The 17,788-nt window shown below is 45.8% G+C and carries 17 protein-coding genes; 9 read left to right on the forward strand and 8 right to left on the reverse strand.

Annotated features, from left to right (window positions below):
* Positions 1 to 88 precede the first annotated feature (88 nt).
* The 4 genes from rpmE to Q337_RS0105030 all read right to left on the reverse strand — a co-directional run bounded on the left by rpmE (position 89) and on the right by Q337_RS0105030 (position 3,522).
* On the reverse strand, positions 89 to 310 hold the full coding sequence (gene rpmE, locus Q337_RS0105015) for a 50S ribosomal protein L31 (protein ID WP_026470662.1): 222 nt from the start codon (positions 308 to 310) through the stop codon (positions 89 to 91).
* 257 nt (positions 311 to 567) lie between these two features.
* A complete protein-coding gene (locus Q337_RS0105020) occupies positions 568 to 1,563 on the reverse strand; it encodes a bile acid:sodium symporter family protein (protein WP_026470663.1) in 996 nt (331 codons plus the stop codon).
* Positions 1,564 to 1,565: 2 nt separating this feature from the next.
* Positions 1,566 to 1,949 (reverse strand): lactoylglutathione lyase, encoded by a 384-nt coding sequence (gloA, locus tag Q337_RS0105025; RefSeq protein WP_026470664.1) that lies wholly within the window; start codon positions 1,947 to 1,949, stop codon positions 1,566 to 1,568.
* Positions 1,950 to 1,968: 19 nt separating this feature from the next.
* Positions 1,969 to 3,522 carry an AmpG family muropeptide MFS transporter gene (locus tag Q337_RS0105030; RefSeq protein ID WP_051526577.1) on the reverse strand — a complete coding sequence of 518 codons (1,554 nt, stop codon included), beginning with the start codon at positions 3,520 to 3,522 and terminating at the stop codon, positions 1,969 to 1,971.
* A 213-nt stretch (positions 3,523 to 3,735) separates the two neighbouring features.
* Between Q337_RS0105030 and Q337_RS0105035 the strand changes: the two genes are divergently transcribed.
* On the forward strand, positions 3,736 to 6,462 hold the full coding sequence (locus tag Q337_RS0105035; protein ID WP_026470666.1) for a Lon protease family protein: 2,727 nt from the start codon (positions 3,736 to 3,738) through the stop codon (positions 6,460 to 6,462).
* Position 6,463: 1 nt separating this feature from the next.
* Entirely contained in the window at positions 6,464 to 6,802 is a 339-nt protein-coding gene (locus tag Q337_RS0105040; RefSeq protein WP_026470667.1) for a DMT family transporter, read from the forward strand.
* Between the two features lie 74 nt (positions 6,803 to 6,876).
* Here the strand turns inward: Q337_RS0105040 and Q337_RS0105045 are convergent, their stop codons facing one another.
* Entirely contained in the window at positions 6,877 to 8,115 is a 1,239-nt protein-coding gene (locus Q337_RS0105045; RefSeq protein ID WP_026470668.1) for a diguanylate cyclase, read from the reverse strand.
* Positions 8,116 to 8,377: 262 nt separating this feature from the next.
* On the opposite strand from Q337_RS0105045, the gene Q337_RS0105050 reads away from it, so the two are divergent.
* Entirely contained in the window at positions 8,378 to 9,196 is an 819-nt protein-coding gene (locus tag Q337_RS0105050; RefSeq protein ID WP_084494713.1) for a TenA family transcriptional regulator, read from the forward strand.
* 106 nt (positions 9,197 to 9,302) lie between these two features.
* Here the strand turns inward: Q337_RS0105050 and grxD are convergent, their stop codons facing one another.
* Positions 9,303 to 9,665, reverse strand: a complete 363-nt coding sequence (gene grxD / locus Q337_RS0105055) for a Grx4 family monothiol glutaredoxin (RefSeq protein WP_051526578.1) — start codon at positions 9,663 to 9,665, stop codon at positions 9,303 to 9,305.
* A gap of 191 nt (positions 9,666 to 9,856) precedes the next feature.
* On the opposite strand from grxD, the gene Q337_RS0105060 reads away from it, so the two are divergent.
* Complete coding sequence (locus tag Q337_RS0105060) at positions 9,857 to 11,089, forward strand: aspartate aminotransferase family protein (protein ID WP_051526579.1); 1,233 nt, start codon at positions 9,857 to 9,859, stop codon at positions 11,087 to 11,089.
* 96 nt (positions 11,090 to 11,185) lie between these two features.
* Here the strand turns inward: Q337_RS0105060 and Q337_RS0105065 are convergent, their stop codons facing one another.
* Together Q337_RS0105065 and Q337_RS0105070 are read right to left on the reverse strand one after the other, a co-directional pair.
* Positions 11,186 to 12,130 (reverse strand): LysR family transcriptional regulator, encoded by a 945-nt coding sequence (locus Q337_RS0105065; protein WP_026470672.1) that lies wholly within the window; start codon positions 12,128 to 12,130, stop codon positions 11,186 to 11,188.
* 71 nt (positions 12,131 to 12,201) lie between these two features.
* Positions 12,202 to 12,963 carry a peptidoglycan DD-metalloendopeptidase family protein gene (locus Q337_RS0105070; protein ID WP_228133080.1) on the reverse strand — a complete coding sequence of 254 codons (762 nt, stop codon included), beginning with the start codon at positions 12,961 to 12,963 and terminating at the stop codon, positions 12,202 to 12,204.
* A gap of 424 nt (positions 12,964 to 13,387) precedes the next feature.
* Here Q337_RS0105070 and Q337_RS0105075 point away from each other — a divergent pair, with 424 nt between their 5' ends.
* The 5 genes from Q337_RS0105075 (at position 13,388) to Q337_RS0105095 (ending at position 17,781) form a co-directional block, all read left to right on the forward strand.
* Positions 13,388 to 13,843: an MCR_0457 family protein gene (locus tag Q337_RS0105075; protein WP_051526580.1), complete on the forward strand. Its 456-nt coding sequence runs from the start codon at positions 13,388 to 13,390 to the stop codon at positions 13,841 to 13,843.
* A 98-nt stretch (positions 13,844 to 13,941) separates the two neighbouring features.
* Entirely contained in the window at positions 13,942 to 15,099 is a 1,158-nt protein-coding gene (locus tag Q337_RS0105080; protein ID WP_026470675.1) for a D-alanyl-D-alanine carboxypeptidase family protein, read from the forward strand.
* A 125-nt stretch (positions 15,100 to 15,224) separates the two neighbouring features.
* Positions 15,225 to 15,710, forward strand: a complete 486-nt coding sequence (locus Q337_RS0105085) for an NUDIX hydrolase (RefSeq protein ID WP_034279507.1) — start codon at positions 15,225 to 15,227, stop codon at positions 15,708 to 15,710.
* A 102-nt stretch (positions 15,711 to 15,812) separates the two neighbouring features.
* A complete protein-coding gene (mnmA, locus tag Q337_RS16845; protein ID WP_084494715.1) occupies positions 15,813 to 17,003 on the forward strand; it encodes a tRNA 2-thiouridine(34) synthase MnmA in 1,191 nt (396 codons plus the stop codon).
* Positions 16,996 to 17,781 (forward strand): lysogenization protein HflD, encoded by a 786-nt coding sequence (locus Q337_RS0105095; RefSeq protein ID WP_051526581.1) that lies wholly within the window; start codon positions 16,996 to 16,998, stop codon positions 17,779 to 17,781. Before mnmA ends, Q337_RS0105095 begins: the two co-directional genes overlap by 8 nt.
* Positions 17,782 to 17,788: the final 7 nt, after the last annotated feature.

Here is a 17,788-nt window from a genome sequence, read left to right on the forward strand (position 1 = left end):
GCTCTTGCCTGTTAAACACTGAAAAAGCAGGCAAACAAAAAACGGGCAATTGCCCGTTTTTTGATTTTTGACATACTGCTACAAACAATTAACGCTTGATGCTGCGGCTCATGCCAAAACGCTGCTTGAACTTGTCAATACGGCCACCAGTATCTACTGATTTCTGTTTGCCTGTGTAAAACGGATGGCAAGCAGAACATACGTCAAGGTAAAGAGCATCTTTACCAATCGCAGAACGGGTTTCAATGACGTTGCCACAAGAACAGGTAGCAGTTAATTTTTCATATTTTGGGTGAATATCGGCACGCATGGCGATCTCCTAAACAAGATTGGCTTATGCTGTCATCGCAATCTACCACTCCCAAAGTTTTTCTAACTTTCATTAAAAACCTTTGAGGAAGCATTTAAAACTCAAGATTCTAAAAGCAGGTAAACACCACAACAGACCAGTCTTTTGGCTCACCGAGATTCGTAATCAGGGCCAAGCTCAACAAGGTGGTCTATTCTAGCACAATATTGCAAAATTTTCACGTCTGGTGCTGATCAATTGACCACTACGACTACTGCTCAGTTATTGCGGTTTTTTTCCTGACGCCTTGCATAGCGCGCTGCCAGAATCCCACACACTACAAGTTGAATCTGATGGAATAAAATAAGCGGTAAAATCAACATGCCGATGGGATGACCAGCAAATAGGATTTTAGCCATTGGCAAACCACTGGCCAATGTTTTCTTGGAACCACAAAATACAATGGTGATTTCATCTTCCTTATTAAATCCAAGTGCACGGCTGGCATATGTCAAACCAACCATTACTATTGCCAGAAGAATGCAGCAAATAATGACGAGTGCCAGAAGAATAGAACCAGAGACCTGCTGCCACAAACCTTCATTAATGGCCTCACTAAACGCGGCATACACCACCAGTAAAATTGAGCCTTGATCGACCACTTTAACCATTACCGGGTAACGCTGAATTATTGGAAAAATCTTGCTACGACACAATTGACCCAACACAAAAGGCACTAACAGCATCAATACGATGCTTAAAGCCGCTTGTGAAGAATCAACATCCTGCTGGTTGGCCTGCGCATTAATTAAGAGCCCGACCAGTACAGGGGTTAGAAACATACCCAGAATATTGGATAGCGATGCGCTACACATCGCTGCAGCGACGTTGCCTCGCGCTACTGAGGTGAATGCAATGGATGACTGCACTGTAGATGGCAAGACACAAATATACAAAACGCCCAGATATAGGGTCGGGGTGAGAAATGGCTCAAAAACAGGTTCGAACATCATACCTAAGATAGGAAACAGTACAAAGGTTGCTGCAAAAATAAATAAATGCAGACGCCAGTGGGTAATGCCTTGCACAATTGCTTCACGGGACAGTTTGGCACCATGCAAAAAGAATAACAATGCAATTGCAATGTCAGTCCCATGGTTAAATGCAACTGCTGCCTGACCTTGCACTGGCCATAAGCTAGCCAGTATCACCATAACAAACAGCAAAATCGTAAAATTATCAAAAAACGTGCGCAGGGATTTGAAAATGTTCATGCTCACTCCTGCTGTATGAGTTCAACCTTATACCCATCAGGATCTTCTACAAAAGCAATCACCGTTTTGCCATGTTTCATTGGCCCTGCTTCACGCACCACTTTACCGCCTAAAGATTTTATTTTTTCACAAGCTGCGTACGCATCCGGTACACCCAATGCAATATGTCCATAGGCATTGCCTAGCTCATAAGCAGATGTATCCCAGTTATGGGTTAATTCCAGCACGGTATTGGTATCTTCCGGTCCATAACCTATAAATGCCAGCGTAAAGCGGCCTTCAGGATAATCATTCTGGCGCAGGAGCTGCATGCCCAGCACTTCAGTATAAAACTGCAATGATTTTTCCAGATTACCAACCCGTAACATGGTATGAAGCATACGCATTACAAATTCTCCTATTGCGTTAACTTTCAGTTGATGAACTTGAATGTTGACCAAGCTGACGTTGCACCAGCACAATCAGCAACAAAACCGGCAAACCAATCAAGGCAGTAAACAAAAAGAAATTTGGATAGCCAGCGCTTTCTACAATAGTTCCGGAATAACCACCAATCACCTTTGGGATCAAGGTCATTAGTGAACTAAAAATGGCATATTGTACGGCGGTAAATGACACGCTGGTTAAGCTGGATAAAAATGCAATAAATGCTGCACCAGCCAGACCAGACGCCAGATTATCGGCCACAATGGCAAAATACAGCCACGGCAGGCTATGTCCGGCATGAGAAAAGCCAATAAAAATCAGGTTGGTTGCACTGGATAAAATTGCGCCAAGCATTAATACTTTTAACACTGAAAACCGTTGTGACATCAAGCCGCCCAAAAAGCCGCCAGCCAGACTGAATACCACCCCGAACACTTTAACCGCAGTGGCAATTTCATCCTTGCTAAAGCCCATATCCTGATAAAACACATTGGAAATGACACCAGCCACAATATCTGAAATGCGATACAGGCCAATCAATAAAAGCAACAATGAGGCTGTTTTGACCCCATAGCGTCTAAAAAAGTCTTTTACGGGTGCAATCCAGGTTTCTATTGCCATTTGTGAATTGACCAATCCGGCTTTGACCAGTAAATAACCCGCCGTACCAGCAGCAGCAATGGCGCATAAAATTCTTAGTGTTTCATGCAAAAATAATAAAAACGGATTAGCATCTTCGCTGATCACCCACAACTGGCCCACCTCGATAAAGGTCGCTACAAACGCTGAAACTGCAATTAAAAACACCAATACCAGCCGCATATAATCAGTACCCTGATAAGGCCGTGGCGGACGCTGGCGGGCCGGCTCACGAATTATCAAGGTCGTCAGCACTCCAACCAGCATGACGGCAGCCATAATCAGATAAGTCGATTGCCAGGCACTATAAAGGTAATGGCCCTTTTCAGAACCAAAGCCGCTGGCCAGAAATAATGCACCGGCACCAGCAACAATCATGGCTATCCGGTAGCCTGCGTTATAGGTTGCGGCCAGTGCCGACTGCATTGTCGCGTCTGCCAGCTCAATCCGGTAGGCATCAATTACAATATCCTGCGTTGCTGCTGAAAAACCCAGCAGTACTGCACCTATAGCCATTTGTACCAGACTGTTCTGCCCTTGCGACGGATCAGTCATGGCCATAATAGCAATGCCAGCCATAATCAATAGTTGTGCAATTAATAGCCATGCCCGGCGGCGACCCAATGTGCGAGTTAAAAAAGGTAGCGGTAACTCATCAATTAAAGGTGCCCAGACAAACTTGAATGAATATCCCAGCGCTGCCCAGCTAAAAAAAGTCACTGCTTTTTTTTCAATTCCTGCTTCACCTAGCCACAGCGACAAACTGGAAAAAATCAGTAAAATCGGTATGCCCGCTGAAAATCCCAAAAAAAACATAATTACTGCACGTCTGTCAGCAAATACAGAGAGCGCCTGTCCCCATCCTGACAGTCCTGATATTTTGGATGATTTCATGTTTTTATTAACCAGAAAAAGTCTTAAAACAGCCAGATTACCCTGATGCGCCACACAAAGCTATGGTCTAAAAACAACTGTTCAAATATTCTGCAAACCTGATATTCAGGCATTAAAAAAGCCCAAAAACTTGATGGATTAAACTAATGAAATTGGCATTTTTCCTGCTACACTCATGGGATATTACAATTTTTTAGAGCAATGTTTTAAATAATGACTTCCAGACAAAGTATTCAATTGAATGAGCAAAAGGCCACCTCCTTAGCAGAAGCTGCTGTAGCAAAGCCATCAAAACGTCGGGACAAGTCCATGAAAACTACCTCTATGCAAAGCGCCTCAATCATTGACCCTAGCAATACCCATGAAAAAACCCGGCTGCAACCCAATCAGCTAACACGCCTGCCGAATCTGGATAATATTCCTGCATCTACCCGTCGCATCAAGCCTTTAAATGATTTTTTAGGCCAGCAGCGGGCACGGGCTTCAGTTGAGGCTGCCTTATCCTTACCTTACGATGGCTATAATATTTTTGCTGTAGGCCCCAGTGGACTGGGCAAGCGCACCATGCTCAAGCGTTTGCTGCTTAAGCAGGCGGCGCAAATGCCAACACCAAGTGACTGGGTGTATGTCAATAATTTTGCCGACACCCGGCAGCCGATTGCGCTGGAATTACCGGCTGGCCAGGGTCCAAAACTTAAAAAAGCCATGCATCAGCTTTGGCAAACCATGCTGAATACCCTAGAGCGCCGCTTTACCACCGATAGTTATCATGCACGCATTGAAACCATCCGCCAATCTACTGGCCAGCAACAGCAGGATGCCTTAATTGAGCTAACCCAGGAAGGTGAAGCACTGGATTTGCGCTTGATTTCACGTAATGAAGAGCACCGTTTTGTCCCTGTGCATCATGTTGAGCCGCCATCAAATGCTGGACAGTCGAATGCCGAACAGCCGCAAAGCAACTTGCCGCCTGAATTAACCGAAGAAGAAATGGCTGCACTGGCACCGAGTGTACGCGCCCGTATTGCCCAGAATGTACGGCAAATGGACAAAAAACTGGAAAAACTGGGATCACAATTGGGCCAAATGGAAGAACAGGCCCGTGCCAAGGTTTCTACTATTAACCGCGAGCTGGCCAGCAGTGTGGTTGAACCCAAGATTATGCAAATTGCCCAGCGCTTTGAGCATGTCGATGGTCTTGAGCAATATTTAAAAGTTTATGCTCAGGATATTATTACCCATGTTGAACATATTCTGGCGCAGGATGAAGAAGACTTTTTGCCCGGAATTTTTGACCGGGTGCCACCGCGCTATCAGGTCAATGTGGTGGTTACGCACAAGCCAAACAGTGGCGCGCCTGTTATTTTTGAAGACCTGCCTACCCACTACAATTTGTTAGGCCATGTTGAACAGCTCACCCAGATGGGTACGATCACAACGGACTTTACCCTAATCCGCTCCGGGGTGCTGCACCATGCCAATGGCGGTTTTTTGATTCTGGAAGCCGATCAATTACTGGAACAACCTTATGCATGGCAAGGTTTAAAACGTGCCTTGCGTTCAGGCCATATCAAGCTGTCTTCACTGGAGCACATGATCACCCTGACTGGCAGTATTTCCATTGAACCGGCAGCTATTCCACTACAGGTGAAAGTGGTACTGCTAGGCGAACCCTATATTTATTATGAGCTGCTGGAATTTGAACCCGAACTTAATAGCCTGTTCAAGATCCGTGCAGATTTTACCGATACCCTGCCGCGCAATGATGAAAACGAACAGGCTTATATGCGCCTGATTGCCGATTACGTGCAAAAAGAAAAACTACTGCCTTTTGACCGTAGTGCTCTGGCTGCCTTGCTGACTGATTCCAGCCGTCAGGCTGAAGACCAGACTTCCCTGTCCTTGCATGCCGCAACGCTGGGTGACCTGCTACGTGAAGCAGCGCATCTTGCGGCCAGTCAGGAAGCTACCATGGTGAGTGCCCAGCATATTGCCGATACGCTGGAACAGCGCCGCTACCGCTTGGGCTACTTGCGTGAACTGTATTGGCAGGACTTGTCACGTGGTACACAACTGATTGAAACCAGCGGCCTGCGCTATGGACAAATCAATGCGCTCACTGTCGTGCATTATGCCGATAGTGAATTTGGCCTGCCTGCCCGTCTCACTGCCTCAGTCTATCAGGGTGGTGGCGATATTCTGGATATTGAACGCAATGTTGAGCTGGGCGGTTCGCTGCATGCCAAAGGCATCCTCATCATGTCGAGCTTCCTGCGCTCGCACTTTGGCCGCTCACAGCCATTGCACTTTTCAGCAGCATTGGCCTTTGAGCAAAGCTATGGCGAAATTGATGGTGACAGTGCGACTTTGGCTGAGTTAAGTGCCCTGATTTCTGCCATTAGCCATATTCCCATTGATCAGTCGTGGTCTATTACCGGCTCCATGAACCAGTTGGGTCAGGTACAGCCTATTGGTGGTATTAATGCCAAGATTGAAGGTTTTTATGATGCCTGCAAACTGCAGGGTCTAACTGGCAAGCAGGGCGTTATTTTTCCGGTACAAAACATGCAACACCTGATGCTGCGTCAGGATGTGATTGAAGCGGTTGAACAGGGCAAGTTCCATTTACATGCAATCGACACCATTGAACAGGCGCTTGAGTTGTTAATGAATCGCCCGGCAGGTCAAATTGACGCTAAAGGTAAATATACTAAAGGTAGTATTTATGCTGAGGTAATGCGCCAGCTTAAATCATGGCAAGTGCTGGAAAGTGGTGAGCCGGAAAAGGACAAAAAGCGTAAGAAAAAGAAATCCAAGTCCAAAAAAGCGGCCTTGCAGAAGCAACCCGTTGAAGACATTGCTGAGGATAGTTCAACTGCTCCAAATGAAGCTGCTGAAGTGAAAACCAGTTCTAGTCAGCCGGATGAGCAAGGTAGCTGAGATGTTGTGGCAAGCGATCATTTATCTGGCGCTGGCCATTGCTTGTGAAATTGCCGGAACCATCTGCCTGCGCTTGTCTGATGGCTTTAGCAAATGGCCGTATATTATCGGGATTGCCACAGGTTATGGCCTAGCCTTCTGGTTTTTATCCTTAAGCTTGAAACTGGGTATGCCGCTTGGCTTGGCCTATGCCATCTGGGCAGGACTTGGCACTGCCATTATTGCAGTGGTTGGAATTCTGGTATTTAAAGAACCCTTGGCTTTGCTGCAATGGCTTGGTATCTGCTGCATTATTGTTGGCGTTGTCTTGTTGAATCTGGGTGGCAAAGTAAGCCATTAGGTTTAATGGCTTGTTTAAAATTCCAGATTGAAATTCATCTCTAAAATTCCACCATCGACTGATTCATTACGCGTTCAGGATGCTTTGGTATTGGATAACGACTGTGGTGCCAGATGGGCAAATACATAGCCATCACGGCCTCTGTTCTTGGCTTTATATAGCGCATGATCGGCACAATATAAAAAGTCGTTTACATCTTCGTTCATTTGCGGCACATAGGTCACAACGCCAATACTTAAAGTCACATGCTGCGATATTTCGCTGGCCGGGTGTGGAATGTGCAGGTTTTTAATAGCCCGTAACAACCTCTCGGCCTGGCGAATTGCATGTTGCTGGCTGGTCATTGGCAGTAAAATCACAAACTCTTCACCACCGTAACGTGCCACCAGCTCACCACTTCGTGTAGCAACTTTGGTAATGGCGTGAGCTATTTTAATTAAGCATTGATCACCTGCCAGATGCCCCAGTGAATCGTTATATGCCTTAAAATAATCAATATCAATCATCATGATGGACAACGGAGTCTGGTGGCGCATGGCGCGATACCACTCTTCTTCCAGCATTTCATCCAGATAACGGCGGTTGGCAATCCCGGTTAGGGCATCCTGACGTGACATGACTTCCAGTTGCTGGGTCTGCTGTACCATTTCAATGCGGTGTAATTCCAGCAAGCAGGATTGCAAATAATTTTCGCGATGATGGCGATCAGTCACATAGGCCAAAGCCATGCCCAGAAAACTGCTGAATGTATAAGTCCGGTTGAGCAAGGTCCATGCAATTTCATTGCTAAAATACATGCTAACCAATGTGCCTAACGCACCACCTACCCAACCTGCCAGAATGGCTACATAGAAACGCAGCCCTACAAAGCCATAAACGATTACTACAGCATACATAATAGCGGCATGTAACAGCACACTACCCTGTTCATCATGCACAAGGTTAACAATCGTAAAAGAAATCGCAATTGCAATTGTTGAACCAATGGTGGCATACCAGTCAAACCACTGGTGCATTTTTTCAAACCAGCTAAATCCCCAGGCTGTCAGGACAATAATGCCCACACAGCCATACAGCTTTAGCCATAGGCCCACCTGCTCAGCAGGTAATAGCTGATAAATCCCATAACTCAAGAATAGGTAAAGCAGCAGGATAATTGGGCCACGATAACGAAATTCGTGTGCGGCTTCATTCTGGTATTGAAATCGATAGTCTTTTTCCAGTTTTGCAGGAAACCAGACAAAGTTTAAATCCTTACCCAGTAATTTTTGGATTTCTTTACGTTCCAGCAGGTTGGAACCTTGTAATTTCATTATCGCCGCATCCTTGGTGGAAGTGCTTAAACACCTCACTGTCCTTATAGCAATCCCGCAGTCATCCTAACATTGGGAAAAAGTAGTTCTATTAGTTTTATATTGTGTAAAAATAGCAGAAGTTTTATATTTTTTAATAGTTCGAATTACAAAATGTAATAAAAGGCTTACACGTTCGGTCACGAAATAACCTTGCCAATACGTATTGAAAATTATTAACTTCTATAAAGGATAAATATAAGCTACAGGTTAGGGATAAACCATGAACTCACTGAATAACTCTATTGATAGTATTACTCCCACCATTAATGGCAGTCAAGCCAAGGATTCTCAAGCTAAAAAAGCTTACACTCATGAGCTGGAAATAACGCCACATAATGAATGGTCTCAAGCTTTTTGGGATCAGTTATTGCCTGCAAAGAATCGGGTTAGCCAGCATCCATTGTTTCAGGATCTGGCGGCCGGACGGCTAAGCCTAGCCTGTTTTAAACATGCACTGCTAAATTTCTACCCACTGGTTGCCCATTTTCCTTCATATATGGCAATGAGTCTGGCGAAGGCCACTGCATTTCAGCTGCCTGGCGTTACTGAAGCACGTAACTGGCTTATCCAAAACATCAAGGTAGAAGAGCGACATTTGTACTGGTATCAGGACTGGGCTTTGGGTTTCGGTTTAACTGTTGATGAGCTTGACCATGTCTGCCCACCAGCCGCCATGAATGCCGTGAATCATTATTTATGGAGCGTAGCCTATCGCGGAACTTTGGCAGAAACTATTGCAGCAACCAATCTTGCCATTGAGTGGGCCACTGGCGACTGGACAATTCAGGTGTATAAAGGCATAGAAGCCTATGCTAAGCATCCTGAAATTCAGATGAGCAGCAAAACAGTGGCATGGTTGCGCGCCCATGCGCACTATGATGATTTGCATCCTTATGAAGCCATGGAACTGATCAAGCGCCTGTGTAATCACGATGTTATGATGCAGCAAAAAGCACTACAGGCTGCCCAGCAGGGCTTAGCTTACTATGAACTGGCGCTAAATGAATGCTACAAAGTCCAGAAACTATCCAAGGCCTAAATTTAAGCCCTTCCGTTATTTAGATATTATATTTGACCAATAAAAAAGAGCCTGATTTGAGGCTCTTTTTTATTGATTTATCTTTTATGGATTCATCATGCAACGCTTATTGCGCTTCTGGACTATTTTGTTCAATCAGAGGCTTAAGCTCACCTTTTTGGAACATTTCCAGCACGATGTCACTACCACCAATCAGCTCACCACCGACCCACAGCTGTGGAAAAGTAGGCCAGTTGGCAATACGCGGTAGGGTTGCACGAATGTCCGGGTTTTCCAGAATATTAACGTAGGCAAAAGGACGACCAATCTGGCTTAAAGCTTCAACTGCACGCGCCGAAAAGCCACACTGGGGAAACTGGGGAGTGCCTTTCATGTATAAAATCACAGGATGCTTGGCAATTTGCTCACGAATCAATGTTTCGGTGCTGTTGTCAGCATGAGCTGGGTTAGGGTTGGCTGCGTCAGTCATAAAACAAACCTCTTTAAATGTCGCGCTATTATAGCGGTGATTCGCCATAACGGCTATTGGATTAAATTAGGCTTACACGCACTGATTTCAAGGCTGCTCTTTGGTTAAAATTCTGCAAAAGCGTCTCACCTCGGATAAAAGTTTTGTTAAGATGCTTAACTCCTGTTTTGTCCCAACAAAGAGCGCTGACAATGACCGTGCCCCCTAATTTTACTTCTGTAAAAAAACAAACCAATAATCAAACTAGCAGTTTAATGCCCACTTATGCACGTCAACCCATTGCTTTTGTCCGAGGTCAGGGCAGTTATCTATATACTGAAGATGGCACAGCCTATCTGGATGCCTTAACAGGAATTGCCGTGTGTGGGCTGGGTCATGCGCATCCTGTAGTGGCGCAGGCTATTAGTGAACAGGCCAGCTTACTGGTGCATACCAGCAACCTGTTTGAAATTCCATGGCAGGAAGCTGCTGGCCAGCTCCTGACCCATGTCGCAGGCATGCAACAGGTATTTTTTAGCAATAGCGGTGCCGAAGCCAACGAAGCAGCGATTAAGCTGGCACGCATTAGTGGGCATAAAAAAGGCTTTAGCTCACCAAAAATTATTGTCATGGAAAAATCATTTCATGGCCGTACGCTGGCTACGTTGTCTGCGACTGGCAATGCCAAGGTACAGGCTGGCTTTGCCCCACTGGTCGAAGGCTTTTTGCGCGTTCCCTTTGGTGATGTTGATGCGATCAAGCAACTGGCCAGTCAGCATGATGATATTGTGGCCATTCTTGTTGAACCGATTCAGGGCGAAGGTGGAATCAATACGGCGCCACAGGGTTTTGAGTACTTAAACCAGTTACGTGACCTGTGTGACCAGCATGACTGGCTATTAATGCTGGATGAAATCCAAACCGGCAATGGCCGTACCGGTAAATATTTTGCCTTTCAGCATACCAGCATTACACCTGACGTCCTCACGACTGCCAAGGGGTTGGGTAATGGCTTTCCGGTAGGTGCCTGTCTGGTGCAAGGCAAGGCTGTCAACCTGTTTGCTGCCGGTAATCATGGTTCAACCTATGGCGGAACGCCCCTAGCCTGCCGCACAGTCTATACGGTAATCGATTGTCTGCAAAAAGAAGGTGCTATTGAAAACGCTGCCAAAATGGGAGCTTATCTGGTTGAACAATTCCAGCAAAAACTGGCACAGTACCAGGTTAGCGTACGTGGTTTTGGCCTGATGATTGGTATTGAGCTGCCAATTGCTTGTGGTGAACTGGTAGCCCTAGCGCGTGATGAAAAGCACCTGATTATTAATGTCACAGCTGACAAGGTTGTACGCCTGCTCCCTGCCCTGAATATTTCACAAGCGGATGCTGATGAAATTGTAAACCGACTGGTGCCACTCATCAGCAATTTCATTCAAAGCAAAGCTTAAAATCGCCTAAGCGACAGCTTTAAAACATAGCTGCATAAAAAAACCGCCCGGTTTTCAATATTAAGGCGGTTTTTTTATAACAATAGAAATTAAATTTTAGCCGGTGATTTCATCGGTTAAACGACGTACCGAACGACCCCCTGGCAACTGGCTAAAATACTGTGACAGGGCATCCAGACAGCGATAAATCTTGGTAGGTTGCTGCTCACGTTTTAAGGTTACAGCATACAGAATATAATCCTGCATTTTCCACTGGGGCAAGACTTCAACCAAGTCACCCCGTGCCAGTTCCTTCTGGACATCCAGATATAAAATGCGCCCTATGCCATGCCCTGCCAAACACAGTGACTTGGTGACAAACACATTATTGTTATGAATTCGCGCAGGCATAAACACATGCTTTTGCTCACCAGTGGCTGCGTTAGTCAGGTAGATATCCTGCGGATTTTGCACCAGATCAATCGGCAAAAGCTCAAGCTGGGTTAAATCTTCAGGCGTTTGAATAGGCGCAAACTTTCTTAAATACGTGGGTGATGCACACAGGATCTGATCAACACGCGCCATTGGCCGGGCAATTAATGAAGAATCGGCCAGTGTGGGGCTCATGCGAATGGCAATGTCAATACGCTCTTCAATCAGATCAATATAGCGATTATCCGCCTCGAAATGTACTTTAAGGCTAGGATGCGCCGATAACCAGCAAGACAGTGCAGGCACCACATGCATTGCACCAAGCTCTGGTGTAGTAGCAATCCGCAAATCACCCACCAGATCATCACGCAATTCGCTAATACGAATGCGCCCGCGTTCAGCAGCAGCCACCATTTCCTGACAACTATGAAAAAATGCCTGACCCGCTTCTGTTAAACTCAATTTACGGGTAGAACGATGTAGTAGCAGTACATCCATTTCTTCTTCCAGCGAACGAATCTGCTGGCTTACGGCACTGGTGGTTATTCCCAGCTCCCGGGCTGCACCACTAAAAGAGCCACGCTCTACCACGCAGGCAAATACCGCCATACTTCGTAAATTATCAAGCATTGTTTGCGCTCACCTCAAAAGGATGTTACTGATTTAATTATTTTATGGTTTTCGTTTAATTATCATAAACCCTAACGGGCAGGCAGCAAGCTGGCTGGATTAATCGGTTTACCATTTAAACGAACCTGAAATTCTAGCATAGTTTGTGTTGTTCCACTGGAACCCATTTCGGCAATTTTCTGGCCTGCTTTCACACGGTCATTCTCCTTAACGATCATTTTACTGTTGTGCGCGTATGCGGTGACATAGCCATTGGTATGACGCACCAACACCAGATTGCCATATTCTGTCAGCCGATCACTGGCATAAACCACCTCTCCATCAGCCGCAGCCCGTATAGGATCACCTGGGTTACCGCCGATACGCACCCCTTTAATGTCGCGTGCCAGATCAAATTGCTGAAGCACCGGTCCACTTGCTGGCCATTGCCAGCTCAGACCGGAGGGCAATGTCGTTGGGGTATTGGGCAAAATAGGTGGTGGGGTTACTACCGGCGTATTTCGCACTGTGGTGGAAGGCTGTGGTGTGGTTCTTACAGGCTGCTGTGCCGGTAAGGTCGTGGTTTGAATTGCCACAGGTGCAGGCGTTGCAGAGGTTTTGACCTGAATGCGTGGTGCATCCTTACCACCGTTATGCAAGCGCAAGCTCTGGTTGGTATAAATGGTATAGCTGGAATCAATATTATTAATCCGGGCAATTTCACGGTAATCCAGATTATAACGTGATGCAATCTGGCTTAAGGTATCGCCTGCCTTAACCGTATAATATTGAGGGATAACAATCAAGCGCGACTGGGTTGGGTTCACAACCGGTTTTGATGCACAGCCTGCCATTAGCAATACAACAGCACTGCATAGGATGGGTCTGTATTTAAAAGGGAACTTTCTGTGTTGATCGGTTGCTATCTCTGTCTGCTTTGGTGCGCAATTTTGCATGGAAAGCCCTGATAAATAGCTCAACCACTTCATAAAATACCCCTGCCTGAATAACTTTATCTCACTTGGAAATTTGCGTTTGCTCAGCTAATTTTTTACAAACACCGTGAAAGCATAACAAGAAAAATAGTTTAGAAACGTTTTTTTCACGAACTGATAACGAAAACTCACACTATGCTTTAGAAAAAATCAATAATCACTCAACGCTAATAGTTTTAACGGATTGCTATAAATTTTTCTTATGAAAAATCAACAAAAAGCTTCAGTAACTGTTGAGGAATTGGCTTTATGCTAGCGCTGCTTATAATCTGGAATTTTATACATGACTAGAACAAACCTGAATTTATTAAACCTTTCCTGGGTTAAAACAATGGCATTTGTAGTGCTGTGCACTGGCGGTATTACCTTTGCAAATGCAGCACCTGCCAGCAGTGCAGCAAGCCATACAGCCAGTAAAGGCGACAAGGTTGAGTTTAAAAGCTCATTACCTGTCACTCAGGAAGAAATTGCTGCAGTCGATGTTCTAGCGGAAATTTGCCCCAAGTTAATTGGCAACAATAAAAACTTTGATGCTGGTTATGAGCGACTGCTTAAAGACCTGATGCCGAATATTGATCAGCCCGTGCTGGCCCTAAAAGCGCTGGCAGACGATGCTGAGTATCAGGACAAGCTTAAGGAAGCACGTGAAGATGCCAATCGCGCCAGTGTGCAGGACAATCGTGAAGTTTGCCAAGATATCCTGAATTATCCAGCAAATAGCAAGAAAACTAAAAAATAATTTTTTTGTATTGTCTGGGCAATCATGCTTGGTTGCTCAGGCTTCATGGCTTAGAATCTCCGGCTTATGTTTATTTTGCTAAAATGGAAATTCTAGCCATGTCTAGCCTACGCGCCTTAGCTGTTGCTGCTGTGTTTACTGGTTTTACAATTAATGCACATGCTGTGACAGCATTACCTCTTCCTCCTACCCTTGATAATAAAGCATACGTACTCGTAGACTATGACACAGGCCAGGTTTTGGCGGGTTCTAATGAAAATGCAGAGTTACCTCCTGCATCCATGACCAAAATGCTGACCAGTTTTATTATTGAAAAGCGCCTGATGTCTGGTCAGCTCAAAGAAACTGACATGGTACGCATGAATGAATCAGCATGGTGTCGTGGCAGTAGTTCAGAATCCTGTATGTATGTGCCACTTAATGGTTCAGCAAGTGTAATTGACATGCTGCGCGGGATTATTATCCAGTCCGGTAATGATGCCTCCAAAGCGATGGCCGAGCATATTGCGGGCAATGAAGGCGCTTTTGCCGAGATGATGAATCAGGAAGCCAAGCATCTGGGCATGAATCATAGTCATTTCATGAACGCAACTGGCATGCCTATGGATGGCCATTATTCATCGGCACTGGACATGGCTATTCTGGCGCGTAACATTATTAAGGATAGCGCCAAATATTATCCAATTTATTCTGAAAAAGAATTTACCTACAACGGAATCAAGCAAGGCAACCGTAATGCCCTGCTGTATACCGATCCTAGCGTGGATGGTTTAAAAACTGGTCATACGGATGCAGCAGGTTACTGTCTGGTTGCTTCCAGTAAGCGTGGCCCGATGCGCCTGATTGCAGTGGTCATGGGTACACCAAGCATGGATGAACGTGCTAGCCAGACCCGTGCCATTTTAAACTGGGGCTTTAGCAACTTTGAAAATACCACGTTGCGTCCAGCAGGCCAGTCACTAGCCACCACACCCGTATGGTTTGGCCAAACAGACAAGGTATCTGTAGGTCTGGCAGAAAATATGGCGGTAACCCTGCCACGTGGTCAGGCCGCCAATATTAAAACCCAACTGGTCATTAATCCTGATTTGAAAGCCCCGATCCAGAAAGGTCAGGTTATTGGTAAAGTGGTTGCCAATCTTGATGGCAAAATGCTGACTGAAAAACCATTGGTTGCTTTGGAAGCTGTAGAAGAGTCTGGCTTTTTTGCACGTATGATTGACCATATCAAGATTTTCTTTAGCAAGTTTTTTTAATTAAGCGTTGATACATTGCTGATGAAAGCCGGATTAAATGTCCGGCTTTTATTTTTCACCTTCATTGCCCAAAACTGGCAACTTTCGTATCATACTCACTTTATTGTCTAAATGTGATTTCACCTATGTCCTGGATGCCTCATGTGACGGTTGCCACCATTGTGCAGGATGAGCAACGTTTCCTGTTTGTGGAAGAACAAAGCCTATCAGTCAGCCATCTGGTGATTAACCAGCCTGCCGGTCATGTGGAAGCCAATGAAACCCTCATTGAAGCAGCTGTTCGCGAAACGCTGGAAGAAACTGGCTGGACAGTTGAAATTACAGGTTTGCTAGGTATTTATACCTATACGCCGCCAGCCGATCCGGATTGTACCTATTACCGTTTTTGCTTTCTGGCCAAAGCCTTATCCCATGATGCAACCCGTCCACTGGATACAGGTATTGAGCAGGCTACATGGATGACGCTGGAAGAGCTTGAGCAAACAGCCCGCGCACGTAGTCCACTGGTGATTCGCTGTGTGCAGGATGCCTTGCAGGGCAAGCGTTATCCGCTGGATATTATTTTTGAACAACCTTTATTTAATCCTTCACCTGACCTGTTAAATGCCTAAACCAAAGTACTTCCTGCTGAATTAGCATTGATTAAATACAGGCTTTCGGCAGATGAGTACTTGATGGCAACAGCCAGTCTTAAATTTTAAAAAGGTTTACTGATGAGTAACTATGTAATTGTAGGCATGTCAGGCGGTGTGGATTCATCAGTGTCTGCTGCATTATTGCTGGAACAGGGCTATCAGGTTGAAGGCCTGTTCATGAAAAACTGGGAAGATGACGACGGCACTGAGTATTGTACTGCCATGCGTGATCTGGCCGATGCGCAAAGTGTTTGTGACCGTCTCGGTATTTCATTGCGTACTGCCAATTTTTCCATGGAATACTGGGATCGCGTGTTTGAGCATTTTTTAAAGGAATACTCGGCAGGCCGTACACCAAACCCGGATATTTTATGCAATAAGGAAATCAAGTTTCGGGCTTTTCTGGATCATGCCTTAACGCTGGGTGCAGACTTTATTGCAACAGGTCATTATGCACGGCGTGGTGCTATCCAAACCAATAGCCTCGGTGAGCAATACGCACCACTATTACGCGGACTGGATCAAAACAAGGATCAAAGTTATTTTTTACATGCCGTGCATGGGCGTGAAATTGCCAAGACCCTGTTTCCAGTGGGTGAACTTGAAAAGCCACAGGTTCGCCAAAAAGCTATTGAATTGGGCTTAAGCACCGCTAGCAAAAAAGACTCCACTGGTATTTGCTTTATTGGTGAACGCCGCTTTAAGGACTTTTTAAAACAATACCTGCCTGCCCAGCCGGGTGAGATTATTACTGATGCCGGTGAAGTGGTTGGCCGTCATGATGGATTGATGTATTACACACTGGGGCAACGTGGTGGCATTGGCATTGGCGGTTTGAAAAATCAGGCAGAAGGGGCATGGTTTGTGCTGGCCAAAGATATGCAGAATAACCAGCTGATTATTGGACAGGGGCATGAGCACCCCCTTATGCAGAGTAACATGCTTTGGAGTGAAAGCATTGACTGGGTTGCTGGTGTTGCCAATATTCCAACTCAAGGCCTGGCTTGTATAGCCAAAACGCGTTATCGCCAGCCCGATCAGCATTGCATGGTTTATCGGGACGATAGTCTGCAACCCGGCGGTGTACGGGTTGAGTTTCATGAGCCACAGCGTGCAGTGACACCAGGACAATCTGTTGTTTTTTATCAGGATGACGTTTGTCTGGGTGGTGGAATTATTCACCATACCAATGCAGGCAAATTAACTTCAGACCAGCTGCCAATTGCAGCAATCAGTAATATGACAGATGACAGGCTACTTCATGGCTAAGCAGCATTTTACCACAGAGGTTCAACAGCATCTTGATGATGCCCTCACCAATTCAGGTATTACCGAACGGCAGAATCGTCTGTTGGCGCTGGTTGCCCTGTTTCAGGCAGCACAGCTCACCTACTCACTGGCAACACAGGGTAAGAACACCCTGACAGGGCTGTCAAACCAGAGCTTTAATGCCCTGCTACAGGCCAGCCTCAAGATCCATGATCGGCAGCCGGACAGCCTGTTTAGCCTTGATCTGTATGGCAACATGGAAAACCTGAATATTGGCCTGCGCAGTCTGGAAGGGGCTTTAATCCAGCCTTACCAGAATACCCGTTCACGTTTGCCTTTACCGCGTCAGTATGGTGAAACATTCCGCTATGCGATGGCGCTCATGCAGCTTGAAAAAAAGGTCTACAAAAAGCCTGCTTTTGCCCAGCGCATTACTGGTGAACAGGCCAACATTGAACAGCGCCTGATTTTTTTTGATCATAATGTGCAGCATCCGGCAATTTTAGCCAGCCTTGCCACTTTATATATTGATACCGCTGGCCAGCTAACGCCGCGTCTTTCAGTACGTGGTAAACCGGAATACCTGAAAAACCAGCCCACAATTGATGCCATTCGGGCCTGTCTTTTTTCAGGTTTGCAAGCTGCACACTACTGGCGGCAACTGGGCGGTAATCGCTTTCAACTGGTGTTTGGCCGAAAAGCCATGCTGGAAGATTTGCGTCAGCTGGCCCGGATTCGCTACCAGGCAGCACCGGCATTTTATGAACCTAAGCCTTAGATCTTCA

The sequence above is a fragment of the Alkanindiges illinoisensis DSM 15370 genome (assembly GCF_000619845.1).
Taxonomy (GTDB): Bacteria; Pseudomonadota; Gammaproteobacteria; order Pseudomonadales; family Moraxellaceae; genus Alkanindiges; species Alkanindiges illinoisensis.